This window comes from Candidatus Mycobacterium methanotrophicum (assembly GCF_023515995.1).
In the GTDB taxonomy this organism is placed as follows: domain Bacteria; phylum Actinomycetota; class Actinomycetes; order Mycobacteriales; family Mycobacteriaceae; genus Mycobacterium; species Mycobacterium methanotrophicum.
Map to the genome: position 1 here is coordinate 3738693 of NZ_CP097320.1, position 24240 is coordinate 3762932.

A 24240-nucleotide genomic window follows, 5' to 3' on the forward strand; every position below is an offset into this window, starting at 1 on the left:
TTTCAGCTATCTGTCCGGCCGGTTGGTGGTGGTCAGCTTGGACGCGAAGACTGCCGCTTGGGTCCGCCGCTCCATGCCGAGCTTGGCCAGCAACCGCGAGACATAGTTTTTCACCGTCTTTTCGGCAAGAAACATGCGCGCGGCGATCTGCTTATTGGTGAGCCCCTCACTGAGTAGCCCGAGCAGTGTCCGCTCCTGGTCGGTGAGCCCGATCAGCGGATCAGCGCGTTCGGCGGAGCCGCGAAGCTTGGCCATCAGCGCCGCAGCAGCCCTGTTGTCCAGCAGCGATTTGCCGGCTCCGACGTCTTTAATGGCCTGCGCCAGCTCCATGCCCTTGATGTCTTTGACAACATATCCGCTAGCGCCGGCCAAAACCGCATCAAGCATCGCCTCATCGGAAGTGAACGAGGTCAACATCAGACAACGCAGCTCGGGGATGTCCGACAGCAAATCACGGCACAACTCGATTCCGCTGCCGTCGGGCAGGCGGACATCAAGCACGGCAACGTCGGGCCGGGCCGCTGGTATCCGTGCCAACGCTTCGGCGACCGAGCCGGCTTCGCCGACGACTTCCAGCTCGGGATCCGATCCGAGCAAGTCGATGATCCCGCGGCGGACCATCTCGTGATCGTCGACCAAAAAGACCCTCACAACCATGGCGAACCCTCCATGAGGTCGTTGCCGTTCAACTCCGGGCGTCGGCACGTTGACAGCTAATCATGCTCGCCCCCTCTCAGAGGTGTTGGTGATCGACGACAAGCACCGCGCAGTCGGAGTTGACCAGGGCGGCATTGCCTGCCGGTCCGACAACCTCTCGCACATGACCAGTGCCGCGTGCACCAACGACAAGCAACCGCAGCTCTGCAGCGTGGACCGCCAGATGCCCAGCGGCGACCTACGCGAGCTGCTGGTGGGATCGCGGGAGTCACCGCACTGGGACGAAGTAGCCAGTCGGTGTCTGACCTGCGGAAACTGTACGATGGTATGTCCTACCTGCTTCTGCACCAGCGTCGAGGACGTCACCGATCTCATCGGCGAGCACGCGCAGCGCTGGATGCACTGGGCGTCGTGCTTCGAGTTCGACTTCACGTTCGTCCACGAGGGCAGCGTGCGGCAATCCGGACCGTCGCGGTACCGGCACTGGATCACCCATAAGTTGGGCACCTGGCATGACCAATTCGGCAGCACCGGTTGCGTGGGCTGTGGGCGCTGTATTGCCTGGTGCCCCACCGGGATCGACATCACGGAGGAGATGACGACGCTCGACCGCCTCGCCAATGAGAAATCCGGCGAAGAACCGGGGTCCGCGGATGACTGACACCGCCACCGCGTGGGTGCGGCCGCCGTCGTCGGCGATGGCACCGGTCCCCCATCGGGTCCGCACGACGGTCACCGAAACTTTCGAAGCGGTAACCATTTGCCTGGAGCCGGCGGGCCAGCGGCTGGCCGCACCGCTCCCCGGTCAATTCACGATGTTGTATGCCTTCGGTGTCGGTGAAATCGCAATGTCGGTCAGCGGAGATCCCACCGTGACCGACGAGTCCATCACACACACCATCCGCGCCGTCGGCGCGGTCAGCCAGGCGTTGCACGATGCCGAAGTGGGCACCATCGTGGGTGTTCGCGGGCCGTTCGGCACCCACTGGGATCTCGAATCCTGCACTGGCCGTGACCTGGTCATCGTCGGCGGAGGCTGCGGACTGGCCCCGCTGCGGGGGGCTGTGCTGCAGGTGCTGACCGTGGATGCGACGGGCCCGGGCTGGTCGGGGCAGGTCGCACGGGTCACCGAGCCGCTGCGCCGCCTCACCCTTGACTCTGATCACACCACCGCCTTGCTATGCGGGCCGGAACGGATGATGTGGTTCTGCACCCAAGCTCTTGTGGAGAAAGGCATGGCGCCCAAGGATGTTCGTGTCTCGCTCGAACGAAACATGCAGTGCGGCATCGGCTGGTGCGGCCACTGCCAGCTCGGTCCGTTACTGCTGTGCCGCGACGGACCCGTGGTCACGTACGACGTCGCCGATCCACTGATGCGGGTCAAGGAGCTGTAGATGGGCGCACCCACTCTCGCCGTCTGGAAGTTCGCCTCGTGCGACGGCTGCCAGCTTACCGTGCTGGACTGCGAGGACGAGCTGCTGACGCTCGCCGACCAGATGCAGATCGCGACCTTTCTGGAGGCCTCCAGCGCCGTGGTCGACGGACCCTACGACGTGTCGCTGGTCGAGGGATCGATCACCACCACCGCCGATGAGCGGCGCATCCGCGAGATCCGCGAGCAGTCGAAGGTGCTGGTCACCATCGGTGCGTGCGCCACCGCGGGCGGTGTGCAGGCGCTGCGCAACTTCGCCGACGTCGGCGAATTCGCGTCGGTGGTCTACGCCAAGCCCGAATACATCGACACGCTGGCGACGTCCACACCGGCATCGGCGCACGTCAAGGTCGATTACCAGCTGCAGGGGTGCCCGATCGACCGCGGTCAGCTGCTGGACACCCTCGCGGCTCTGCTGGTCGGACGCAAGCCCTGGCTGCCGGCCAAAACAGTGTGCGCCGAATGCAAGTTGCGCGGGGTGACGTGCGTCCTGGTCGCCGACGGCATCCCGTGCCTGGGCCCGGTCACGCATGCCGGGTGTGGAGCGTTGTGTCCCAGGCATCGTCGCGGCTGCTACGGCTGCTTCGGGCCGGCCGCCACCCCCAACACCGCGGCGCTGATTCCGGTCCTGCGCCATGACGGGATGTCCAGCGGCGACGTCGACCGTGTGTTCGCCACCTTCAACGTCGCCAATTTCGCAACCGAACGAAACGACCAATGAGCTCCGAGATCCGCACACTATCGGTCGGCGCGCTCACCCGCGTCGAAGGCGAAGGCGCACTGCATGTCACCCTGACCGACGGAACGGTGGAGACCGTTTAGCTGAACATCTATGAGCCGCCGCGGCTCTTCGAGGCGTTCCTTCATGGACGGTCCTACACCGAGCCGCCGGACCTCACCGCCCGCGTGTGTGGCATCTGCCCGGTCGCCTATCAGGTGAGTGCCTGCAATGCGATCGAAAACGCGTGCGGGGTAACGCTCGACCCGGCGCTGGTGGCACTGCGGCGGCTGCTGTACTGCGGGGAATGGATCCACAGCCACGCGCTGCACATCTATCTGCTGCATGTGCCGGACTTTCTCGGCTACCCCGATGCGATCAGCCTCGCCAGGGACAACCACGAGGTCGTCGAACGCGGACTTGCTTTGAAAAAGGCCGGAAACCGGCTGATGGAGCAGCTTGGCGGGAGGGCGATCCACCCGATCAACGTGCGGTTGGGTGGCTTCTACTCGGTGCCGCGTCGCGACGACCTGCAACCGCTGGCAGAGCAGTTGCGCCGAGCGCTGGACGACGCCTTGTATACGGTGCGCTCGGTGGCAGAGTTCGAGTTCCCGGATACCGAATTCGACCACGAGTTTCTCGCACTCACCGATCCGGCCCGCTATGCGATTGAGAACGGGGCGATCCGGCGCACCGGCGGACCCGCGTTCGAAGTCCCAGAATTCACCGATCACGTCGCCGAGACACAGGTGCAGCACTCTACCGCGCTGCACGCCACATTGGACGGGGCCCGTTACCTGGCTGGGCCGCTTGCCCGGTAGTCCCTGAACTCGGCACAGCTTTCGCCGATCGCGCGTCAGGCTGCGGCCGATGCCGGGCTCGGGGCTGAATGCCGAAACCCTTTCCGCAGCATCGTTGTTCGCGCGGTCGAGGTGGTGTACGCGATCGACGAGGCGCTGCGCATCATCGCCGAATATGAGCCGCCTCGCCGGCCTTTCGTCGAGGTCCCGGCGCGCGCCGGCTTCGGCCATGGGGTCAGCGAGGCGCCGCGCGGGCTGCTGTATCACCGCTATCAGATCGGCGACGACGGCCTCGTCCGCGCGGCGACGATCATTCCGCCCACCTCGCAGAACCAAGCGGCTATCGAGCACGACATGGGCGAGTTGGTCGCCGCCAACCTGTCGCTGGACGATGCGGCGCTGACCTCGTTGTGCGAGAGGGCGATTCGCAACCACGACCCGTGCATCTCCTGTTCTGCCCATTTCCTCAACCTCACCGTTGACCGTCGTTGAACCGCTTGGTGATCGGCATCGGCAACAGTTACCGCCGCGACGACGGCGTGGGGCTTGCGGTCGCCGACGAAATCGCCAAGCGCGGCCTGCCGGGTGTGCGGGTGCTGACGGCCATCGGCGAACCGGGCGCGATCCTGGACGCTTGGACCGGTGCCGCCCTCGCAGTGGTCATCGACGCGGCGGTCGACGCGGGCTCGACGCCGGGGTGCGTCCGCCGGTGGACACCGGGCGATGCCGCCAGCACAGCGGTGGTCAGCTCACATGCCCTGGGACTGCCCCAGACCTACGCGCTGGGCGAAGCGCTAGGGCAGCTACCCGACGCGCTCGTCGTGTTCACCGTCGATGTCGCTGATACCGGCGACGGCGTCGGCCTTTCCCCCGCGGTCGCGGCCGCTGTACCGACGCTCGGCACCGCTGTCCTCGCCGAGCTCGATCGTTGGATCCGACGGTGATCACCAGATGATTTTCAACAGCGAGTCGATACCGCGTACGGGCGAGTCGGTGCCGCGCGCGCTTCGGATCATGACGTGGGCGTCGCTAGTGATCGCGGCCCGACTCGCGACCTGAGTCGGAAGCGGAACGTGCACGAAATGGCGGTCACCCGAAGCGTTGTCGACACGGTCTGCGAATCTGCCGCGGATCGGCGCGTGCGTCGATGGACGTGAGCCAATCGCGTCCGCAACGTGCGGGTGCGGACAGGAACACGGCAGTCAACGCGGGCGGCGGCGGTCGCGCGCCAAGCCATGATCACCCGCGCGGCAACCATCCTGACCACTCGCAGCACACCGAGACCGCCGCGTTGGAGCGGAAGGTCCTGGCAAAAACGATCAGCTCGCCGAGCAGAATCGGCAGTGGGCCAGTGGGCCCGCGATCACACCTCTGTCGGCTCTGGCGCCATCTCGAAAAGTCGATCCACGTCGGCACGGTTGCAGGCGGCCGTGCCGGGTGTCATCAGCATCGCTGCGCCGGCAGCGATTCCATAGCGGACCGACTTCTCGATCGGCCATCCGTAGCTGAGCCCGACGGTGATCGCGGCCACCATCGCGCCGCCCGCGCCGACACCGCTGCCGGAGCGCATCGAGATCGCCGAAAACCGTTGGCTGCTACGCCGTGTCGCGAGCAGCGCGCCCCGCGACCCCAGCGATACCACGACGGCTTCAGCGCGGCCGCATCGGATAAGCTCTTGGGCAGCGGCTACCTGGTCTGATTCGCCGACAAGGTCACATTCCACACATTCGCGCAGTTCTCGCACGCTGGCTTTCAGCAGGAATACACCGGAGGCGATATGACGCAAGCCGCTGCCGGATGTGTCGAGAACCAGTCGCGCCCCCAGCTCCGCGCAAATGTCTGCGACGCGCTGATAGTAGTCGGCGGGAAAACCCGGTGGAAGGCTTCCGCTGGCCACCACGAACTGGGCCGATCGCGCCGCTGCGCGCAGTTCGTCGAGGCATCGCGCCTGCTCTGCGGAGCTCAACCGCGGGCCGGGGAGAACGAACCGATACTGCCGGCCGCTGCTGGTCTCATTGACGGTGAAACTTTCCCGGGTGGACTCGGCGACGTTGATGCGATGAAACCGAACCCCCGCCTCGACCACCAGATCGGCAACGACCTGGCCGGTCTGACCGCCGGCGGGGAACACCGCGAACACGGATGCGCCGAGTACATGCGCGACGCGTGCCACGTTGATGCCGCCGCCGCCCGCGTCATAACGTGCGCCGTGACAACGGATCTTCTCGGTGGGGCGCACGTGATCGGCGGTCGTGGTGATATCGAGCGCGGGGTTCATTGTCAACGTCACAATCCGCGATCCACACGTCGAAGGACGAGTCGGCGGCTTCATTTCGGACCACACCCCATTTCGCTGGCGGCCCAGTGTCTACAGGCCGGTCGGAAGGGCCACGCGTCTGATCACATCGGCTGCGGTGGTCTGCGACCGGGCGACAGACACTGCGGCACCCGTGGTGGGGGTGGCAAGCAGTTCTCTGGCTTCCTCGTCGCTGACCTGGCTGAAGTCCCAAAACGACTCGCCCACAGCCAGAAAGGGTGTCGGCATGGTGGCACAGACGACGTCGTCGACAATGCCGGCGAACTCCCGGCAGATCGATTCCGGGGCCACCGGCACGGCGATCACGATCTGTGCCGGCCCGGCTTCGCGTAATGCATGCACCGCGGCGAGCATGCTTGCCCCAGTGGCCAGCCCGTCATCGACAAGGATGACCATCTTTCCGGCGACATCGGCTGAGGGCCGGCCGCCGCGATAGGCAGCTTCACGGCGGTCACGGAACACCCGTCGAGGCGCGCCTCGCCTGAGATCAGCCGCGTGGGTCATGACATGGCCATCGCTGGCTGCTCGAAAGATCCGATGTCTGCCGTCCCATAGCCTTTCCCTTCCTCGTCAACCGCCGCGCCGCAGGTGCTTGAGCGTCATGCGGTCCCGGAGCCGACGGTCCGGGACCGCTTAGTCGCTCAATTCGCGGACTGGATGCGGACGTGCTTTTCGGTGGGCTTCGCCCGGGCAACCGGCACCGACACCGTGAGAACACCCTTGTTGTAGGTGGCTTTGATGTCGTCTTCGTTGGCGCCCGTCGGCAGCGTCACCGTGCGCTCGAACGAGCCGTACGCGAATTCGGACCGTCCGTTGAATTCCTTCTTCTCGGTGCGCTCCGCCTTGATCGTCAGCAGGCCGTCACGCACGGCGATGTCGACGTCCTTAGCTGGGTCGATACCGGGGAGCTCGGCGCGGACCTCGTATTTGCCTTCGTTCATCTCGTCCTCCAGCCGCATCATCCGGGTCTCGAAGACCGGCTGGATTCCGCCGAATGACGGGAAACCAGCGAACACGTCGAACAGCTCCGGGAAAAGCGAACGCGTCCGACGCCGAACGGGAAGGGTTGTCATGATGCCTCCTAGGGCTTCGGTGAACTGACAACTCCGATCCGATCACTCGACCGATCTCCGCGGTAGGGACCGAAGTCCTGCGTTGCAGGGCCGTTCGTCAAACCACCAGCCGGGCGACGAACGCCCTTCGTGCAGAGGACTTCGGTCCCTATTGCCGCCCGCCTGCCGCTGCTCAAGATGGAGTCGGTACGCCCCAACAGAAGCGCAATACCAACCAAGGAGCGCCATGACCCACGTTGCTGTGCACTGGCTGCATGCGCGGGCACCTGGAAAGCGCAGTACGGGCAGGGTGCTCGAAGTTCTCCCGGCTGACGTCGGTGCAACCACGGTGGACGCACAGCGGCAGGGCATTTGTCCCGATTGGAAACTGTTCGCCGGCGCGTTGGGGGTGGCAGTGACCTCGGGGATCATCGGGGCATCCGCCGTGTTGGCTGTCGATCCCTTCGGCAGCGAGCTGGCTCATGGCGGCGTGTCTGCCGCCCAGCGTGTGGCCGAATTTGCAAATTCCTCTGTTGAGCGCGCTGCGGCCAAGGCGGTGCCGAGCGTCGTCCAACTCGAGACGAACGCCAGTCACCTCACCGAAGAGGGTTCAGGCATCGTGTTAACCGCTGACGGGCTGATCCTGACCAACAGCCATGTCGTGTCTGATGTCGAAGCCCGCCTACGGGGCGACGGCCCGACGAAAACCGTGGCCACCTTCGCCGACGGCCGCACCGCGCCGTTCAGTGTGGTTGGTATGGATCCCGCCACTGACATGGCGGTTGTTCGCGCGCAAGGCATTTCCGGGCTCACCCCGGTCACCCTCGGTTCCTCGGCCAATCTCCGCGTCGGCGAGAAAGTCCTCGCGGTCGGGTCTCCATTCGGTTTCGAGAACACCGTCACCACCGGGGTCATCAGCGCGCTGCACCGCCCGATACCCACCGCTACCGACTCCACCGGCCACAAGACTGTGCTCGACACCATCCAGACCGACGCCGCAATCAACCCCGGGAGTTCAGGCGGAGCGCTGATCGATGGCAACGGCGAGCTCATCGGGGTGAATTCGCTGATCGTCACGACCGGCGCCGGCTCGATCTTCGGGCCGAGCGGTTCGATAGGGCTCGGTTTTGCTGTCCCGGTCGGGCAAGCTAAGCGCATCGCAGGCGAGTTGATCGCCACCGGCAAAGCCTCGCACGCCTACCTGGGTGTGCAGTTGGACAGCGACACTGACACGCATGGCGCCAAGATCATCGAGACGAAAAGCGGCAGCCCCGCCGCGGCGGGCGGGCTGAATCCCGGCACGGTGGTCACCAGGATGGATGACCAAGAGATCGCTAACGGTGATGCCCTGGTTGCGACCGTCCTCTCGAAGGTTCCTGGCGACACAGCGACGCTGAACTACATCGACACCGCGGGCGTTAACTGCACGGCACGGGTAACCCTTGCCTCCGACCGGGATTGGCAGTGGCGCCACGCATAGCCTCGACGAAGCGGACGTTCCGCTTTTTTCTGCCGGCACACCGCCGGCGGCGCGAGGCGAGCCTGGCTCAGCAGCGACCAGCGCTGGACAGCATGCCGGCCAGTGCGTCCAGCACACCCGGCACGAGCCGGTAGTAAGACCACTTACCGCGTTGTTCTCGTTCCAGCAGTCCGGCCTCCACCAGTGTCTTGAGGTGGTGCGAGACGGTTGGCTGGGACAGCCCAACGGGATCGGTCAGAGCACAGACACACGCCTGCGCCCCGTCGTGTGCCGCGATCAACGACACCAGCCGTAGCCGGGTCGGCTCGGCCAGCGCCCTGAGTACTGCGGCAAGCCGTTCCGCGGAAGTGCGATCCAGCACGCCGCCGGTGATAGGGCTACAGCACGTGGCTAGGTCGGCGACCAGCAGCGAGCTGGAGGGAGGCGTTGCGGTGACGGTCACGCGGGCCATTTCTGCCACAAACATTGACAGCCATCGATGAATGGGCGCATAGTGGTCTGACATAGATGATTATCGATGTGAGGGAGTATCCAAATGAGCGAGACCACCGACTACGAGCTGCGTGAACTGGTCCGCGACCGCTACGCTGCGGCCGCCGCCGCGGTGGCCGCGGGTGCCACCAACAGCGACGTCCTCACCGCCGAAAGCTGTTGTGCATCCAGCACCTACAGCGCGACAGACACCACGGCACACAACGCGGTCGTCGAAATAAACGACGCATTCGGCGCCAGCCTCTACAGCGCCGACGAGCAGTCGGAGCTACCCGCCAAGGCTCTCGCGGCCAGTCTCGGCTGCGGCAACCCGATCGCGGTCGCCGACCTCCATCCGGGCGAGCGCGTGCTCGACCTCGGCTCCGGCGGCGGCATCGACGTGTTGCTCTCAGCGCGCCGAGTTGGTCCGGCCGGATTCGCCTACGGCGTCGACATGACCGACGAGATGCTCGCCCTGGCCGAGGCGAACAAGGCAAAAGCAGGAGCCACCAACGTCGAGTTCCGCAAGGGCGCCATCGAAGACATCCCGCTGCCGGACGCAAGCGTCGATGTGGTGATTTCCAACTGCGTGATCAACCTCTCGGTCGACAAACCCACCGTGCTCGGTGAGATGTTCCGCGTCCTGGTACCCGGCGGGCGCATCGGCATCTCCGACGTCGTTGCCGAGGACCACCTCACCCCGCGGGACCGAGCCGAACGCGGCTCCTACTCGGGCTGCATCGCCGGTGCGCTCTCCCACCAGGAGTACCTCGACGGGCTTGCCGCGGCGGGGTTCACCGACGCGTCGATCGCCTTCACCCACCAAGTGACCGAAGGCATGCACGCCGCCGTCGTCCGCGCCACCAAACCGGCCGCACGAGCGTAAAGCCGCGACGTCGACCACGCAGGCCGAACGACTCGACGAACACGTGTCCGGCCGCGACGCCGCGACGGTGCAGCGCGGCGGCGTTGGCGCGGCCGAGCCAGCCTGCGATCACGTCAAGTACGTGGAGATTGGCCACGTCGGTCACTCCCCACACCAACAACATTCGGCGCTCGGGGTGCACGGCGAGTTGCTCCTTGATGAGCGCCCTGATCGACGCCAACCAGCTGGCCGGGCCCTCTATCGGACCCGGATGGCGGATTCAACCTCGTCAGCGGAGAGCACTTTGGTGCAGAAGAACCAGTCCTCGCACTCGACGCCGTCCGCGTGTCCCTCCATGCGCTTCTGTGCGTCGCTGGAAGAGCCGGGCGGGGAAAGGATGACGGGGTCACCGGGCCGCCAGTCCGCCGGGGTTGCGACGCCGAAGTGGTCGGCGGTCTGCAAGGCCTTGACGACACGCAGCAACTCCTCGAAGTTGCGCCCAAGGCTTTGCGGGTAGTAGATGATAACGCGGATCGTGCCCTTCGGGTCGACGACAAAGACCGCCCGCACCGCCTTCGTGGAATCCTCGCCGGGCATGATCATCCCGTATTTGCCCGCGATATCCATTGAGACATCGTCGATTACCGGAAAGGTGACTTCGACGTCTTTGAGATCATGGAACGCGATTTTCTCTTTAATGGTCCGCAGCCAGGCGATGTGACTGTAGAGCCCGTCGACCGACCGAGAGTCCCACCAGTTGGGTGTTGTAGGCGGCGAACTGGTGCCGCATCGAGGCGAACGTGATGAACTCGGTTGTGCAGACGGGGGTGAAGTCGGCTGGGTGGGAGAAGAAGATCACCCAGTTGCCCTTGTAGTCGGCGGGAAAGTTGATCTTGCCCTGGGTGGTGACGGCAGTGAATGCGGGGGCTGGGTCCCCGATACGTGGCATGGGTGTTGTGGCGGTCGGCGTCTCTGCGGTGGTGGTCATGGCATACCGTCCCCTCTCGACTAGTTGCCGCGCGTGCAGTGCGCTACTTGGCTTCAGGATACAGCCCGTCCGGCGTCGGCCGTAGGGTCGATGGTCACAGGACAGCGGCCGGAAGTCCTTTCTGCGCGACCGCTCCTAGCCGCTTGAGGGTCAACTTTCGACAATTTGTTGGTGATGCGGGATGGCGCAGGATGCGCCGAATCCTCAAGCGGCTAGCGGTGTTTCGATCGCGAGACCGGTGAACAGGGTGTGCATGTCGATGCGGATCTGTTCGTAGCCGCGCTCGACGCGGGCCCAGTGCGCGGGTTTGCGTCCCATCTTCGGACTGCGGATGCCGGCGAGGATCGGGGCGACGACCTGATCGCGGAGGGTGAGCAGGGCGGCGATGGTTCGCGCGGCCACCGGCGGGACGTGGTAGCAGCGGGTCCGGCCGGGTTTGTCGAGCCTCATCGGCTTTCGGAAACGCCAACTGGACCGATATACCCCCAGGGGTACCCTTGTGATCAGTGGATGATGGAGGTAACAAATGATTGGCGACGAGGACAGCATCACCGCGGGCGAGGTCGGCATCGAACCGATCGACTCCATCTCGGATTCGTCGGCACCGTATTCCGTGCTCACCGCCGGCAATGCCCTCGTATTAGAGGGACAGCGACCGCGGCCGGGCACGCAAGGCACTCATCATGTTCCGCCTATTCGGTAGCTCTCACTGCGTCACCGAGGACGTACAACGATCACCGGAACTTCCACCGAATGCGCAACCCCGGAACTCACCGAGCCCAACAGCATCCCGGGGAACCCGCCGAGGCCGTGACTGCCGAGCACCACGACCTGCGCGTGGTGCGATTCCTCGATGAGCCAGTGGGCTGGCTTGTCACACACAGGCCACCGCTGGCGTTCTGCTCCCAGGCCTCAGCGACCTGTACTCGCCTGGAAGGCGTGGACCAGTCGGGGACCGGGGCGACGACGTGCATGAAGGGGACCGGCTGGTTGCGCATGACGGCTTCGCGAGCTGCCCAGCGTATGGCGGCATCCGACTCCACCGACCCGTCGACGGCAACTAGTATCCCGTACATCGTTGCCGCCTCGAACATTCCGCCTTCCTCTAGTTGTGTTGGGATCGAACGCTACCGCGATTCTGATCTCCAAGACACACATAGCGTGGACGTCATCTTTTCGAGCTGGCTGCCGATTACATGGAAATCGATCGACCGCTAACCATGCGATGCATGGCGCGAGCACGATTCCTGCGGCGGCAGCGCGCTCACCAACGGCGTGTCAACCCCGATCCGCCCAAGATTGCCGGCGCCACCGGGGGAGCCGAGTGGTCCGTCGCGGCCCGGCAATATCGCGCTGAAGAATGCAGCGTTGTCGGCGAGGTGCTGTTGCTGATCTGCCGGCAGATCGGTTTCGTAATAGATCGCCTCCATGCGGCAAATCGCCTTGCAGGCACCGCAATCCACGCACTCGTCCGGGTTGATGTAGAGGGAACGAGCACCTTCGTAAATGCAGTCGACTGGGCATTCCTGCACGCAGGACTTGTCCATCACGTCAACACAGCCTCTGCCAATCACGTAAGTCATGGTCGAAGAGTACTGTCGATCGACATATTGGAGGCTGAGGCAGAAGACCTATTTTCGTAGGGACTAAAGGCCCTGAAGGCGGGAAGTCAGCCAGCCGGTGAACGGTCTCCATCCGCCAAATCATCTGATGTCGCTTTGGCACTCGGCGTCGGGCATTCGGCCGAGTCGGGAATGGGTCGCGGCACCGTGGCCACCGCGGCCAGCACCATCCCGAGCCAGAGCACCGCGGCTACGGCCGCCAGTCGCCGCCAGCACAGCCCACGGCGAACCCGGGTGAAGGGACCAAAGGCAGTGCGCCTTGGGTCCAACGGCCCTGCCGACACCGGTGCGGGGTCCAATAACTTCGTACCGGGACGATCCCGGTGATCGACCGGCCGCGTTTAACAGGAGACGTGATGATCCAGCTGCCCGCGTCGTCGGTAGCGGTGGGCATTGGTGGTTCGCAAGCCGCGGTCGATGTCCCGACGGACGATCGTCATGCGGATCTAGCACGCGCAAAGCTTCTCGACGGGCGCGTCGTGTCACTGCGGTGCCTGGACGCTGAAGACGCCGATGCCGTCCTCGCGCTGCACCAAAACCTCCCCGACGGCGACCGCGATTTCCGTTTCTTGACGCTCAGTCCGGTGGATCTGCCGCGGCTGGCGAGCGCGTTGACCACCCCTGACGCTAACAGCTCTGCGATCGGCGCCTTCGACAAAGGCTGCCTCATTGGGGCGGCGATCTACGCCATATCCGATGACCCACGAGCCGGCGCGCTGGCGATCGTCATCGCTCGCGACGATCACCAGCGCGGGGTGAGCGCCGCGCTTCTCAGACACTTAGGCCACCTGTCGCGAAGGCACGGACTACAGCGCCTGGTCACCGACGTCTTGTCCACCAATCGCCTCATGTTCACGGCGCTGTCAGATGCCGGATGGCCTTATCGGGGAATCACCCACGGCGCGATAACTCACCTCGAAATCGACCTGGCCGCAGCGGTCTAAACCGCGTTGCTGGGGCCGAAAGCCCATTTCCTCGACGACCAACGGCCCTGGCGATTCGTCGGGAAAGCTCTAACGTCGATGTCGAAGGAGAGGCGGTGTTGGTATGACGCACACGGTGGTCCACGTGCGACGACGCCGTGCGGGGCCGACGACTCGCCGAATTACAAACGTTGGGGCTGGTTTTGCACAATGCCCGGGCTGGACACTGCACTAGGTTTCGCTTGCCGTTACTGGCCTCAGTTGACGACCAGCAACGCGATTTCGATGCGATCTTCGCGCGGTCCGCCGCGAGCAGTTCGGTACTGCAGTTTCGTCATTGACTAATTCTCAATTGAGCGGCGGTGTGGTGTTGTTCGGAAACAGCGCCGATCCCGTTTGCGCTCTACCGCGTCGGCGTGGATCCAAAGCGTCTGGCCCGCGGTACCAGCGCGCTCCGGCTGATGGTGCGTGCCACACGGCAAGCGTTGCGGGCCTTGCAGGAGTGCGGTAACAGCCAGATCCCCGCAACTTTCGCGCTGGATCTATATGCGCCAAAGCGTTTCGCCATCGCCTATTGGCGGCGCATCATGGCATCCGACAACGGGGAATTGTGGTTCGCCGGTCACACACGCGCGGCGCGGCCAGAGATGACATCGCTTGCCGCGGCAGTAAAACAAGCGGCGGCGTAGCACGAAACGACGGAATTCGTCTGCACCCCAGACGATCACCGGATACACCGCGGTGAGTGCGAGCATGTCCGGAGTCAGTGCAGCGGTGCCGAGCACATCCTGCACCGGCGGCACATAGATGATCATTGCGGCAAGGCCGAGTTCGAACACGATGCCCCACAGCAGCAGTGGGTTGGACAGCACCCCAATCGACCACAGAGAAGCGCGTTCGGTGCGCGCGGCGAATGCGGTGCCGATCTGGCCGGCAACCATGCCGAAAAACGTCATCGTGGTCGCTTGCCGGTAGGCATGATTCAGCGGTGTGCCGGTCCCGGTCGGGTCTCCGGGATGCCAGCCCGCATTGATCAGGACGTAGAAAAACCCGGTGATCGCGAGTGCCGCGGCGATCATGCCGAGGAATAGCCAGGCGCGCAACAGCATTGGGACGCGGATCACCGACTCGCCGCGTCGGCGCGGCGGACGTTGCATCAATCCGGGTTCTGCGGGTTCGCGCCCGAGCGCCAGCGCAGGCAAGGTTTCGGTCCCCACGTCAAACGCCAGCAGTTGCAGCACGGTCAGGGGCAGCGGGATAGCGCCGCCGGAAAGCGCGAACACCAGGAAGGGGGCCACTTCGGGGGTGGCGTGGGCGAAGATGTAGAGGATGAACTTGCGGATGTTGTCATAGACACGCCGCCCGGCTTGGACCGCGACCGTGATGGTGGCGAAGTTGTCGTCGGTGAGCACCATCGTGGCGGCTTCCCGGGCGACGTCGGTGCCCGACCGACCCATCGCGACACCGATGTCGGCGCGCCGCAGCGCCGGCGCGTCGTTGACCCCATCGCCGGTCATGGCCACCACGTGTCCGGTAGCGCGCAGCGCGTCGGCGACGCGCAGTTTCGCCTCCGGTGAGGACCGCGCGAAGATGAGCTCTGACGGCCCCGACAGCAGTGCGTCGAGGTCGTCTTCGCTCATCTGGTCGAGTTTGTCGCCGGTGATCACGGTGGGCTCCCCGCGGATGATGCCGACCTGGGCGGCGATGGCCGCCGCTGTCAGCGGATGGTCGCCGGTGATGACGATGATGCGAATGCCGGCGGCATGGCAATCGGCGACAGCGGCGGCGACCTCGCGGCGGGGCCGGTCGATCATGGCCACCAGGCCCAGCAACGTCAGGTCCTGCTCGACCTGCTCGCGGTCGGGCAGCGACGCGGTGTCGGCGCGCAGGAGGCGGTCGGCGACGGCCAGCACCCGTAGCCCCTGCCTGGCCTGGGTATCCACCAGGTCCGCCAGTGCGGCACGCCGGGCCGGTGTGAGCGGGCGGGGCTGGCCGTTGGCGCCGAGTTCGGTGGTGCACAGCGGCAGCACGGTTTCGGGGGCACCCTTGGTGTGCACCCAGACGCGATCGTCGTCGTCGTCGTCGATGGTGGACATGCGTTTGCGTGTCGGGTCGAAGTGGAACTGACGGCGCCGTCTGCGCTGTCGCTCATCAGGGTCTAGACGCACACCCACCACGACCGCCGCGTTGGCCATCGCGATTTCGGTGGGATCACCTATGGCCGTTTCCCCGGAGACCTGCGCGTTGTTGCACGCCGACATGGCGGTCGCCACGCGGGCGAGCGTCGCATCGCCCGGCTGCGGCGGTCGAGCGCCGGTGAGGTCACGGGATCCGGTCGCGGTGTTGATCACGGTGACCCGCATCCGGTTCTCGGTCAAAGTGCCGGTCTTGTCGGTGCAGATGACATCGGTGGACCCCAGCGTCTCCACCGCGCTGAGCCGTTTGACTACCGCGCCGCGGCGGGCCAGCGCGCGCACCCCGATCGCCAGCGCCAAGGTGATCACCGGCAACAGCCCCTCCGGGACGTTGCCCACCAGCAGTCCGACGGCAAAGATCACCGCGTTGAGGAACGACAGGCCCGCGCCCAGTATCGCCACCGGAATGAACGCCGCCCCCATCAGCACCGAAATCAGGGCGATCAGCCAGGCGACTCGCCGCACCTGGTGTTCCAGCGGGCTTTCGTCGGCTTGCACCCGCTCCGACAACGCTGCGATCCTGCCCAACTCGGTGCGCATGCCGGTGGCGAACACCAGCGCGCGCGCCTCCCCCTCGGTGCATGTGGTGCCGCTGAACACCAGATCCCGCGCCTGCAGCTTTGGCACGGCGGTGTCAAGATAATCGGCGCGCCGGAACACCGGCATCGACTCCCCGGTCAGCGCGGAGATGTCAACTTCGATGCCGCCGTCGAAGAGCCGGGCATCTGCTGAGATCCGGTCCCCCTCCTCGATGACCAGCACATCACCGGGCACCAGTTCCGCGGCCTCGATCTCGACCACCCGGCCATCCCGCACCGCCTTGGCCCGCGCAGGCAAGTAGGCGGCCAGTGCCTCCACCGCCTTCTCCGCCTGTACCTCCTGCAGGAAGGCGAACGCGGCGTTGAAGACGATCACCACCACGATCGCGATAGCCACGGCCTCGATGTGCACCGCCCAGGCCAGACCCGCCGCTGCCCACAACAACAGGGCCAGCGGGTGGGTGAACTGCCGCATCAGCTCCCGTGGCCAGGTCGGGCCACCGCGCCGCTGCAGCTCGTTGCGCCCGACATGGATCAGCCGCCGCGCCGCCGCGCGCGTGCTCAGTCCCGAGCGCGAACTGCGGAGATCGCGCAACAGCAGATCCAGGTGTTCGGTGGGGTCAAGACCAACGCCCGCTTCGACGTCCACGGCATCGGTCATCGTCACCTCACACGCTCGGCACTCTCGCCTAGTCTCGCTGGCAGCTCCTTGCGTTCGCCACCCGGGCACCGCTACGCACACCTAAACGGTCCGCCTTCCCAATGGATACGCTTGCGCTTCATGACCACGTCGCTGGCCACCGGGCTCACCCACGCCGAAGTGGCCCAGCGGGTTGCCGAGGGCAAGGTCAACGATGTCCCGAGCCGGGCGACGCGCAGCGTGGCCGACATCGTGCGGGCCAACGTGTTCACCCGGATCAACGCGATCCTCGGTGTGCTGTTCGCCATCGTGCTGGCAACCGGATCGGTGATCAACGGCTTGTTCGGGTTCTTGATCATCGTCAATAGCGTGGTTGGCATGGTGCAGGAAATGCGTGCCAAGCAGACACTGGACAGGCTGGCCATCGTCGGGCAGGCCAAGCCGCTGGTGCGCCGGGCGGACGGGACACGTGAACTGTTGCCCAGTGCAGTGGTGCTCGACGACATCATCGAACTGGGTCCCGGGGATCAGGTCGTCGTCGACGGGGTGGTGGTCGAGGAATCTGGCCTGGAGATCGACGAGTCGCTACTGAGCGGCGAGGCCGACCCCGTCCTGAAGCGCATCGATGACGCGGTGATGTCCGGCAGCTTCGTCGTCGCCGGGACCGGCGCCTGCCGGGCCACCAGAGTGGGACACGACGCCTACGCCGCCAGGCTGGCCGCACAGGCCAGCAGGTTCACCCTGGTGCGCTCGGAACTTCGCACCGGAATCAATAAGATCCTGCAGCTCATCACCTATCTGCTGATTCCCGCCGGGCTGCTGATCATCTACACCCAGATGTTCACCACCCACGTCGGCTGGCGGCAGTCGGTGCTGCGCACGGTGGGCGCGCTGGTCCCTATGGTCCCCGAGGGCCTGGTGCTGATGACATCGATCGCGTTCGCCGTGGGCGTGGTCCGCCTGGGTCGGCGCCAGTGTCTAGTGCAGGAACTTCCAGCTATCGAGGGTCTGGCCCGGGTCAACGTGGTGTGCGCCGACAAGACCGGCACGCTGACCGAGAACCGGATGCAGGTGGCCTCCCTGCAGCGGCTCGATTCCGTGCCGGGCATGGACGCGATCGTCGATGTGCTTGCGTCACTGGCCGCCGGCGATGCCCGACCCAACGCCAGCATCCAGGCCATCGCCGAGGCCTATCGCAACCCGCCCGACTGGACCGCCACGGCGACCGCCCCGTTCAAATCGGCCACGAAGTGGAGCGGGGCGTCCTACGGCGAGCACGGCAACTGGGTTCTCGGCGCCCCGGACGTGCTGCTGGACCCGTCGTCAGCGGCCGCCGAGCAGGCCGAGACAGCCGGTTCACATGGGCTGCGTGTGCTGCTATTGGGGTCCACCGACCGGCCGGTTGACCATCCCGACGGCCCCGGGCGCGTCGTCCCGGCTGCTCTGATCATGCTGGAACAAAAGGTTCGTCCAGATGCCCGCGAGACGTTGGATTATTTAGCAGTACAAGGTATTTCGGTTAAGGTGCTCTCAGGCGACAACGCCGTATCGGTAAGTGCAGTGGCATCGGCGCTGGGCCTTGGCGGGGAGACGCTCGACGCCCGGAAGTTGCCCACCGACCCGGGCGATCTGGCCGAAACTTTGGAGAAGTACACCACTTTCGGTCGGGTACGGCCGGACCAGAAGCGTGTGATGGTGCGCGCATTGCAATCTCTCGGCAATACGGTCGCGATGACCGGTGACGGTGTCAATGACGTGCTCGCCCTGAAGGACGCCGACATCGGCGTCGCCATGGGGACGGGGAGTTCGGCGTCACGAGCGGTCGCCCAGATTGTGCTGCTAGACAACAAGTTCGCCACGCTACCCTACGTGGTGGGTGAAGGACGCCGCGTGATCGGCAACATTGAACGGGTATCCAACCTGTTCTTGACCAAGACCGTGTATTCGGTGCTACTGGCGTTGCTGATCGGCCTCACCGGCCTGGCCGCCAAAGTGTTGGGCATCAACGCGTTGACGTTCCCGTTCGAGCCGATCCAGGTGACCACCGCCGCCTGGTTCACCATAGGGATCCCCGCGTTCATCCTGTCGCTGGCGCCCAACAACGAACGCGCGCAATCCGGTTTTGTCCGCCGCGTGATGAAGGCCGCGGTGCCGAACGGCGCGGTCGCCGGCATCGCGACGTTCGTGTGTTATCTGCTGGCCTTTCGAGGGGCTACGGCCAGCCCGGCCCAGCAGATGCAGGCGTCGACGTCAGCGTTGATCACTCTGCTGGTGATCGCGGTGTGGGTGCTGGCGGTGGTGGCCCGGCCCTACACATGGTGGCGGGTGATATTGGTCGTGTGGTCAGGTGCGGCATACGTGGTGATCTTCAGCATTCCGCTTGCGCGGCAACAGTTCATGCTGGATCCATCGAATATCGCGTTGACCACAACCGCGCTGGCGATCGGTGTTCTCGGTGCCGCGATTGTCGAAGCACTGTGGTGGTTGCCGGGCTCTCCGAGCGGAGACGTCCCTCGCTTCTGGGGCCAGCCGGAAGGCTGAATCAAGCGAATGTGGATTCCCGGCTGGGTTCCGGACCGAACCGGAAACGGCGACCGGTGACCGAGACCGGAAGAACGCGAACATAATGTTGCTTCAACGTCGCCGTCCATGGCAACAGCTGTGCGCGCTCGGCCTCTTCGATCTCCTCATTGGTACAGACCAGCCAGGCCGTGCCCTGCACGATGACGCTCCAGCCTTCGGCAGCATTGTGGTCATCGGCCTCGAAAAGAACACGGTTGTTGATTGCGGTGCTGACCAACTTAGTGCCCTCCGCGGTGCGAAAAAGCACAGTGCGGTGCTGGACAACGAAGTTGACCGGAAAGATCTCGGGCTGGCCCTCGACGCTCGTGACCAGACGCCCTAACGCCACGCTTGCCAGCAAATCCCAGCTTTCACTTGCCGAAAGAATGGTGACGGGTTGACCGGTTTTGGACATCGCGGCGCTCACCAGCCTCGGGGCGGTAGCGCCGCAACCGCACACAATGATACGAACGGCATAGGACGCTTTCTCCTGGCAAGGGTCACACCGCTAACTTAAACACGATCCCCGGTACCGACACAACCAAGCTGGGCGGTATCGCGGCAACAGCACCGTCAGATGTCAATAGACGCCGTCAGCGCCGCTGTTGGCATCCCGTAGCGCACTGACATAGTCCCCACGTTCTCGCGCTGACCCGTCCTCATGTACAGCGAGCATGCCGCGCACTTCGTCGAGGGTGGTGAACCCCTTGCGTCGCATCCAATCACGCAGCCCGTCGAGCAGGACGCTGGCGTACTCGGGACCATGTCGCAGCAGCGCAGATGCGGACTGGACGACGTCCGCCCCGGCGAGCAGGCACTTGACCACGTCGGCGGCGGCCACCACACCGGTGGTGGCGGCCAGCGAGGCACGCAACCGTCCGTGCAGCAGCGCAATCCACGTGAGCGGCAACCTGATCTCGGCAGCGGCCGACAGAGGCACGTCGGGTGCCGCCGTGAGCGTCTCGCAGTCGATGTCAGGCTGCAGGAATCGATTGAACAGCACCAGCCCGTCGGCGCCCGCCTGGTCAAGTCGTTGTGCCATCTCGCCGATCGAGCTGAAGAACGGGCTCAGCTTAACCGCCACCGGCACCTCTACCGCAGCTTTGACGCGAGCCAGAATATCGAGATGCCGCTGCTCGACCTGTCGGCCGTCGATTTGCGGGTCACCGGGCAGGTAGTAGGTGTTCAGCTCGATGGCTGCCGCACCGGCATTCTGCATCGAGCTTGCATAACGCGCCCAGCCGCCGGGTGTGACGCCGTTGAGGCTGCCGATCACGGGTATGTCAACCGTGCCGGGCGGCGGATTCGAGCAGACGCAAATAACGGTTGGCGCGGTAGCCGGGATCCACCGCCGATGGGAAATAAGTCAGCGATTCCGGGTAGCTCTCGCTGCCCTGCGCGGCCATCCGCACGTTGTGCTCGGCTTCGCGGCGCAGCTGCTCCTCGAACAACGAGTGCAGCACCACCGCGCCGACGCCGGCGTCGGCGAGTCGCCGGATGCCGTCGACGTTCCGGCTCAAGGGAGAAGCCGCGGCGAGCAGCGGGTTGCGCAAGGTGAGTCCCAGGTAGCGAGTCGTCAGGTCCATCAATGATCCTTTCGAGGATCGGATGGGAAGTGCTGTGGAGCGCGAGAAGCCATGTCCTCATAGGTGTTCCAGTGTTGAGAGATCGACTCCTGCGCCAATGCCAGCAGGCGCTCGGCCTCGTCGGGATCAGAGTTGGCCAGACTCCGGTAGCGCAGCTCCCGATAGCGATAGTCGTCAAGCGGTAGGCGCGGGCGGTGGGAGTCCAACAGGAACGGTGGCCTGTCGGTAGCGCGCAGCATCGGGTCGTATCGAATCAACGGCCAGTGCCCGCTGGCCACCGCCCGGTACTGCTGGTCGAGGCCGTAACGCAGCTCGAACCCGTGTGCGATGCAGTGACTGTAGGCGATCACGATCGACGGCCCGTCATACGGTGTCGAGCACCAGCACGTTGACGTTGCGTCCACTGGCCAGCACGTGATCGAGCCCGCCGGCGCCGATGTCGTAGGCCCAGCCGTCGCCGCCGACAATCCACACGCTGCGCCGGATCAGATGGTCGATGACGCTGCGAAACTCCCCGGCCACCGCGGGCTCGAGGCGTTCGAGGCGGGTTTGCAGTTCGGCGACGCGCTCGCGCTGGGCCTGCAGTTCGGATTCCCGGCATTGCGGTGCCGCCAGGACGTCGTCGACCAAATCGGTGCCCAGCTCGTCGCGGTGCGCGGATAGGATCTGCTGGGCCTGGCGGGTGTGGGTATCGGCGGCAAGCCGAAGACCGAGTCCGAACTCGGCGTTGTCTTCGAACAGTGAGTTGGACCATGCGGGTCCACGCCCGTCGGCATTGGTCGTCCACGGTGTGGTCGGCAGATTGCCCCCGTAGATCGACGAGCATCCGGTGGCGTTGGCGATTATCAACCGGTCGCCGAAGAGCTGCGAAAGCAGTTTCAGGTAGGGCGTCTCGCCGCAGCCCGCACACGCGCCGGGAAATTCGAACAGCGGCTGCAGAAACTGGGCACCCCGCACAGTGCCGAAGTCCACGCGAGATCGGTCTGTCACCGCGAGGGTCTCGAAAAATGCGACGTTCTCGCGACCGGCGGCGACGAGCGGCTCGCGGGGCGCGAGGTTGATCGCTTTGGTGATCGGTGTGCCCGGGACTACGGCCGGGCAGGCTTCCACGCACAACCCGCATCCGGTGCAATCTTCGACATACACCTGCAACGTGTAGCGGGTGTCGGGAAGACCGACGGCATCCAGCGGCGCCGACAGGAACATCGCGGGCGCGTCGTGGAGCCGCTCCTGCTCGTAGACACTTGGTGCGAATCACACTGTGCGGGCATACAAATGAGCAGTTGCCGCACTGGATGCAGGTGTCGGGATCCCAGACGGCGACGAGGTCGGAGATGTTGGGTTTCTCGTAGGCGCTGGTGCCGCTGGGGTAGCTTCCATCCACTGGTAACGCGCTGACCGGCAGCGCATCACCGCGGCCGGCGATCATCTCGGCGGTGACGGTCCGCACGAAATCCGGTGCATCGGCTGGAACGACAGGTCCGGGCTGGTAGCTGGAACTGATCAGGTCGGGGACCTCGACCGGGTGCAGCCCTTGCAGGGCCCGATCGACAGCGGCGAGTTCACGCTCCACCACGTCGGCACCTTGCACGCCATAGGTCTTGGCCACGCTGTCCTTGATCCGGGAGATCGCGTCATCTATGGGCAGCACGCCCGATATGGCGAAAAAGCAGGTCTGCAGCACGATGTTGATCCGGCCGGCCAGTCCGGCCTCGCGGGCAGTGGCGCCCGCGTCGATGACATACAGCTTGATGTGTTTGTCGATGATCTGCTGTTGCGCCGCGCGGGGTAACGCGTCCCAGACGCGCTCCGGTGGGCGTGAAGAGTTGAGCAGCAGTGCCGCCCCGGGTGCCGCGCGACCCAGCACATCGACCTTCTCCAAGAACCGGGCATGGTGACAGCCGATGAAGTTGGCTCGTTGCACCAGATAGGGTGCCCGGATTGGGCGCGGGCCGAACCGCAAATGCGAAACGGTCTGCGAGCCGGATTTTTTGGAGTCGTAGACGAAATAGCCTTGCGCGCATAGGTTCTCTTCGCCGCCGAGGATCTTGATGGTGTTCTTGTTAGCGCCGACGGTGCCGTCCGAACCGAGACCGAAGAACAGCGCGCTCGTCGTATCGGTGGACTCGATGTCGAAGTACGGGTCGTAGGCGATGCTGGTGCCCGAAACGTCGTCGTCGATGCCGACGGTGAAGCGGTCTCGCGGCTGCTCGCCGGCCAGTTCGGCGAACACGCCGGCGACCATGGCGGGGGTGAACTCCTTTGATGACAGTCCATACCGCCCGCCGCATACGGTCGGCAGCTGCGACCGTTCACCTCTGCGGTACGCCTCGGTCAGGGCGGCAACGACGTCGAGGTACAGCGGCTCTCCAAGCGACCCCGGCTCTTTGGTGCGGTCGAGCACGCCGATCGCGTGAACGGTCTGCGGCAGCGCGGCAAGCAGCGCCTGCACCGGAAACGGCCGATAAAGCCGCACCTGAACCACCCCGACGCGCTCGCCGCGAGCGGTGAGAGCCGCCACGGTCTCCGCTGCGGTCTGGCCACCGGATCCCATCAGCACCAGCACCCGCGCGGCCTGCGGATGCCCGGCGTAGTCGACGATGTGCAGCTGCCGTCCGGTGCGACGCCCCAACTGCGCCATCAACTCATCCACCACCGCGGGCACCCGCGCATAGAACGGATTCACCGTCTCGCGGGCCTGAAAATAGGTGTCCGGATTCTGCGCGGTGCCACGGATGAACGGCCGCGCCGGCGACAATGCACGATCGCGGTGGGCCAGGATCAACTCCTCGGGAACCAGCGCCCGCAAGTCGTCATCGGTGAGCAACTCGATGGTGTTGAGCTCGTGAGAGGTACGGAAACCGTCGAAGAAATGCACAAACGGGATCCGGGTGCGCAGCGTGGCCGCTTGCGCGATCAGGGCCAGGTCGTGGGCTTCCTGAACCGATGCCGACGACAGCAGCGCAAAGCCGGTCGGGCGCACTGCCATCACATCCTGGTGGTCACCAAAGATTGAGAGACCCTGTGCTGCAAGGGATCTTGCTGCAACATGGATCACTGCGGAGGTCAGCTCGCCGGCGATTTTGTACATGTTCGGGATCATCAGCAGCAAGCCCTGCGACGAAGTGAACGTCGTTGTGAGCGCTCCGCCCTGCAATGCGCCGTGCAGCGCGCCGGCCGCCCCGCCCTCGCTTTGCATCTCCACCACGGTTGGCACGGTGCCCCATACATTGGGCCGATGCCGGCTCGACCAGTCATCGGCAAGCTCGGCCATCGGCGAGGACGGGGTGATCGGGTAGATGCAGCACACTTCGTTGAGCCGATAGGCCACCGATACCGCTGCCTCGTTGCCGTCTACCGTGGCGCGTGTCATCTCGGCTCCGGCACCATCTC

16 protein-coding genes and 8 pseudogenes are annotated in these 24240 nt (G+C 65.1%); 10 read left to right on the forward strand and 14 right to left on the reverse strand.

What is annotated here, in order from left to right; genetic code table 11:
* Positions 1-6: 6 nt before the first annotated feature.
* Positions 7-657: a hypoxia response regulator transcription factor DosR/DevR gene (dosR, locus tag M5I08_RS19540; protein WP_219068920.1), complete on the reverse strand. Its 651-nt coding sequence runs from the start codon at positions 655-657 to the stop codon at positions 7-9.
* 214 nt (positions 658-871) lie between these two features.
* Between dosR and M5I08_RS19545 the strand changes: the two are divergent.
* The 5 genes and pseudogenes from M5I08_RS19545 to M5I08_RS19565 all read left to right on the forward strand — a co-directional run.
* Positions 872-1318 (forward strand): annotated as a pseudogene (locus M5I08_RS19545) (4Fe-4S dicluster domain-containing protein); the annotation flags it as partial.
* Entirely contained in the window at positions 1311-2051 is a 741-nt protein-coding gene (locus M5I08_RS19550) for an FAD/NAD(P)-binding protein (protein ID WP_219068918.1), read from the forward strand. The pseudogene M5I08_RS19545 and the gene M5I08_RS19550, both read left to right, overlap by 8 nt.
* Entirely contained in the window at positions 2052-2810 is a 759-nt protein-coding gene (locus M5I08_RS19555) for an NADH-quinone oxidoreductase subunit B family protein (protein ID WP_219068917.1), read from the forward strand.
* Positions 2807-4099, forward strand: a pseudogene (locus tag M5I08_RS19560) (Ni/Fe hydrogenase subunit alpha). The gene M5I08_RS19555 and the pseudogene M5I08_RS19560 overlap by 4 nt, the downstream one beginning before the upstream one ends.
* On the forward strand, positions 4096-4551 hold the full coding sequence (locus tag M5I08_RS19565) for a hydrogenase maturation protease (protein ID WP_219068916.1): 456 nt from the start codon (positions 4096-4098) through the stop codon (positions 4549-4551). The pseudogene M5I08_RS19560 and the gene M5I08_RS19565 overlap by 4 nt, the downstream one beginning before the upstream one ends.
* A 419-nt stretch (positions 4552-4970) precedes the next feature.
* Here the strand turns inward: M5I08_RS19565 and M5I08_RS19570 are convergent, their stop codons facing one another.
* The 3 genes and pseudogenes from M5I08_RS19570 to M5I08_RS19580 all read right to left on the reverse strand — a co-directional run bounded on the left by M5I08_RS19570 (position 4971) and on the right by M5I08_RS19580 (position 7000).
* A complete protein-coding gene (locus M5I08_RS19570) occupies positions 4971-5939 on the reverse strand; it encodes a 1-phosphofructokinase family hexose kinase (protein ID WP_219068915.1) in 969 nt (322 codons plus the stop codon).
* A 51-nt stretch (positions 5940-5990) separates the two neighbouring features.
* Positions 5991-6374, reverse strand: a pseudogene (locus tag M5I08_RS19575) (phosphoribosyltransferase family protein); the annotation flags it as partial.
* 191 nt (positions 6375-6565) lie between these two features.
* On the reverse strand, positions 6566-7000 hold the full coding sequence (locus M5I08_RS19580) for an Hsp20/alpha crystallin family protein (protein ID WP_219068940.1): 435 nt from the start codon (positions 6998-7000) through the stop codon (positions 6566-6568).
* 223 nt (positions 7001-7223) lie between these two features.
* Here M5I08_RS19580 and M5I08_RS19585 point away from each other — a divergent pair, with 223 nt between their 5' ends.
* On the forward strand, positions 7224-8456 hold the full coding sequence (locus M5I08_RS19585) for a S1C family serine protease (protein ID WP_219068913.1): 1233 nt from the start codon (positions 7224-7226) through the stop codon (positions 8454-8456).
* Between the two features lie 67 nt (positions 8457-8523).
* On the opposite strand, the gene M5I08_RS19590 is transcribed toward M5I08_RS19585, so the two are convergent.
* The gene (locus M5I08_RS19590) at positions 8524-8907 is read right to left on the reverse strand and encodes an ArsR/SmtB family transcription factor (RefSeq protein WP_219068938.1); all 384 of its coding nucleotides are present in this window, start codon (positions 8905-8907) and stop codon (positions 8524-8526) included.
* An 84-nt stretch (positions 8908-8991) separates the two neighbouring features.
* On the opposite strand from M5I08_RS19590, the gene arsM reads away from it, so the two are divergent.
* Entirely contained in the window at positions 8992-9813 is an 822-nt protein-coding gene (gene arsM, locus M5I08_RS19595) for an arsenite methyltransferase (protein WP_219068912.1), read from the forward strand.
* A 237-nt stretch (positions 9814-10050) separates the two neighbouring features.
* On the opposite strand, the pseudogene M5I08_RS19600 reads toward arsM, so the two are convergent.
* Together M5I08_RS19600 and M5I08_RS19605 are read right to left on the reverse strand one after the other, a co-directional pair.
* Positions 10051-10741: pseudogene (locus M5I08_RS19600) on the reverse strand (peroxiredoxin).
* Positions 10742-10984: 243 nt separating this feature from the next.
* A complete protein-coding gene (locus M5I08_RS19605; RefSeq protein ID WP_219068911.1) occupies positions 10985-11230 on the reverse strand; it encodes a hypothetical protein in 246 nt (81 codons plus the stop codon).
* A gap of 76 nt (positions 11231-11306) precedes the next feature.
* Between M5I08_RS19605 and M5I08_RS19610 the strand changes: the two genes are divergently transcribed.
* Complete coding sequence (locus M5I08_RS19610) at positions 11307-11483, forward strand: hypothetical protein (protein ID WP_219068910.1); 177 nt, start codon at positions 11307-11309, stop codon at positions 11481-11483.
* 11 nt (positions 11484-11494) lie between these two features.
* On the opposite strand, the pseudogene M5I08_RS26240 reads toward M5I08_RS19610, so the two are convergent.
* From M5I08_RS26240 to fdxA, 3 genes and pseudogenes are all read right to left on the reverse strand, one after another.
* Positions 11495-11662 (reverse strand): annotated as a pseudogene (locus tag M5I08_RS26240) (universal stress protein); the annotation flags it as partial.
* Between the two features lie 74 nt (positions 11663-11736).
* A pseudogene (locus M5I08_RS26245) lies at positions 11737-11874 on the reverse strand (universal stress protein); the annotation flags it as partial.
* Between the two features lie 120 nt (positions 11875-11994).
* Positions 11995-12363: a ferredoxin gene (fdxA, locus tag M5I08_RS19620; protein WP_219068909.1), complete on the reverse strand. Its 369-nt coding sequence runs from the start codon at positions 12361-12363 to the stop codon at positions 11995-11997.
* Between the two features lie 395 nt (positions 12364-12758).
* On the opposite strand from fdxA, the gene M5I08_RS19625 reads away from it, so the two are divergent.
* Positions 12759-13346, forward strand: a complete 588-nt coding sequence (locus M5I08_RS19625; protein ID WP_219068908.1) for a GNAT family N-acetyltransferase — start codon at positions 12759-12761, stop codon at positions 13344-13346.
* A 521-nt stretch (positions 13347-13867) separates the two neighbouring features.
* Here the strand turns inward: M5I08_RS19625 and M5I08_RS19630 are convergent.
* Positions 13868-16720 (reverse strand): cation-translocating P-type ATPase, encoded by a 2853-nt coding sequence (locus tag M5I08_RS19630; protein WP_219068907.1) that lies wholly within the window; start codon positions 16718-16720, stop codon positions 13868-13870.
* 120 nt (positions 16721-16840) lie between these two features.
* Between M5I08_RS19630 and M5I08_RS19635 the strand changes: the two genes are divergently transcribed.
* On the forward strand, positions 16841-19240 hold the full coding sequence (locus M5I08_RS19635) for an HAD-IC family P-type ATPase (RefSeq protein ID WP_219068906.1): 2400 nt from the start codon (positions 16841-16843) through the stop codon (positions 19238-19240).
* Position 19241: 1 nt separating this feature from the next.
* Here M5I08_RS19635 and M5I08_RS19640 read toward each other — a convergent pair whose 3' ends face one another.
* The 3 genes and pseudogenes from M5I08_RS19640 to nifJ form a co-directional block, all read right to left on the reverse strand.
* A complete protein-coding gene (locus M5I08_RS19640; protein ID WP_219068934.1) occupies positions 19242-19676 on the reverse strand; it encodes a pyridoxamine 5'-phosphate oxidase family protein in 435 nt (144 codons plus the stop codon).
* Positions 19677-19841: 165 nt separating this feature from the next.
* Positions 19842-20847, reverse strand: a pseudogene (locus tag M5I08_RS19645) (dihydroorotate dehydrogenase-like protein).
* Positions 20847-24220, reverse strand: a pseudogene (nifJ, locus tag M5I08_RS19655) (pyruvate:ferredoxin (flavodoxin) oxidoreductase). The pseudogenes M5I08_RS19645 and nifJ overlap by 1 nt, the downstream one beginning before the upstream one ends.
* Positions 24221-24240: the final 20 nt, after the last annotated feature.

What these genes read in the sequence shown, in the direction of transcription:
- M5I08_RS19570 (WP_219068915.1), bottom strand. Translation starts at nt 5,939, where the DNA reads ATGAAGCCGCCGACTCGTCCTTCGACGTGTGGATCGCGGATTGTGACG.
- M5I08_RS19635 (WP_219068906.1), top strand. Translation starts at nt 16,841, where the DNA reads ATGACCACGTCGCTGGCCACCGGGCTCACCCACGCCGAAGTGGCCCAG.
- dosR (WP_219068920.1), bottom strand. Translation starts at nt 657, where the DNA reads ATGGTTGTGAGGGTCTTTTTGGTCGACGATCACGAGATGGTCCGCCGC.
- M5I08_RS19640 (WP_219068934.1), bottom strand. Translation starts at nt 19,676, where the DNA reads ATGTCCAAAACCGGTCAACCCGTCACCATTCTTTCGGCAAGTGAAAGC.
- arsM (WP_219068912.1), top strand. Translation starts at nt 8,992, where the DNA reads ATGAGCGAGACCACCGACTACGAGCTGCGTGAACTGGTCCGCGACCGC.
- M5I08_RS19605 (WP_219068911.1), bottom strand. Translation starts at nt 11,230, where the DNA reads ATGAGGCTCGACAAACCCGGCCGGACCCGCTGCTACCACGTCCCGCCG.
- M5I08_RS19555 (WP_219068917.1), top strand. Translation starts at nt 2,052, where the DNA reads ATGGGCGCACCCACTCTCGCCGTCTGGAAGTTCGCCTCGTGCGACGGC.
- M5I08_RS19630 (WP_219068907.1), bottom strand. Translation starts at nt 16,720, where the DNA reads ATGACCGATGCCGTGGACGTCGAAGCGGGCGTTGGTCTTGACCCCACC.
- M5I08_RS19625 (WP_219068908.1), top strand. Translation starts at nt 12,759, where the DNA reads ATGATCCAGCTGCCCGCGTCGTCGGTAGCGGTGGGCATTGGTGGTTCG.
- fdxA (WP_219068909.1), bottom strand. Translation starts at nt 12,363, where the DNA reads ATGACTTACGTGATTGGCAGAGGCTGTGTTGACGTGATGGACAAGTCC.
- M5I08_RS19550 (WP_219068918.1), top strand. Translation starts at nt 1,311, where the DNA reads ATGACTGACACCGCCACCGCGTGGGTGCGGCCGCCGTCGTCGGCGATG.
- M5I08_RS19590 (WP_219068938.1), bottom strand. Translation starts at nt 8,907, where the DNA reads ATGGCCCGCGTGACCGTCACCGCAACGCCTCCCTCCAGCTCGCTGCTG.
- M5I08_RS19585 (WP_219068913.1), top strand. Translation starts at nt 7,224, where the DNA reads ATGACCCACGTTGCTGTGCACTGGCTGCATGCGCGGGCACCTGGAAAG.
- M5I08_RS19610 (WP_219068910.1), top strand. Translation starts at nt 11,307, where the DNA reads ATGATTGGCGACGAGGACAGCATCACCGCGGGCGAGGTCGGCATCGAA.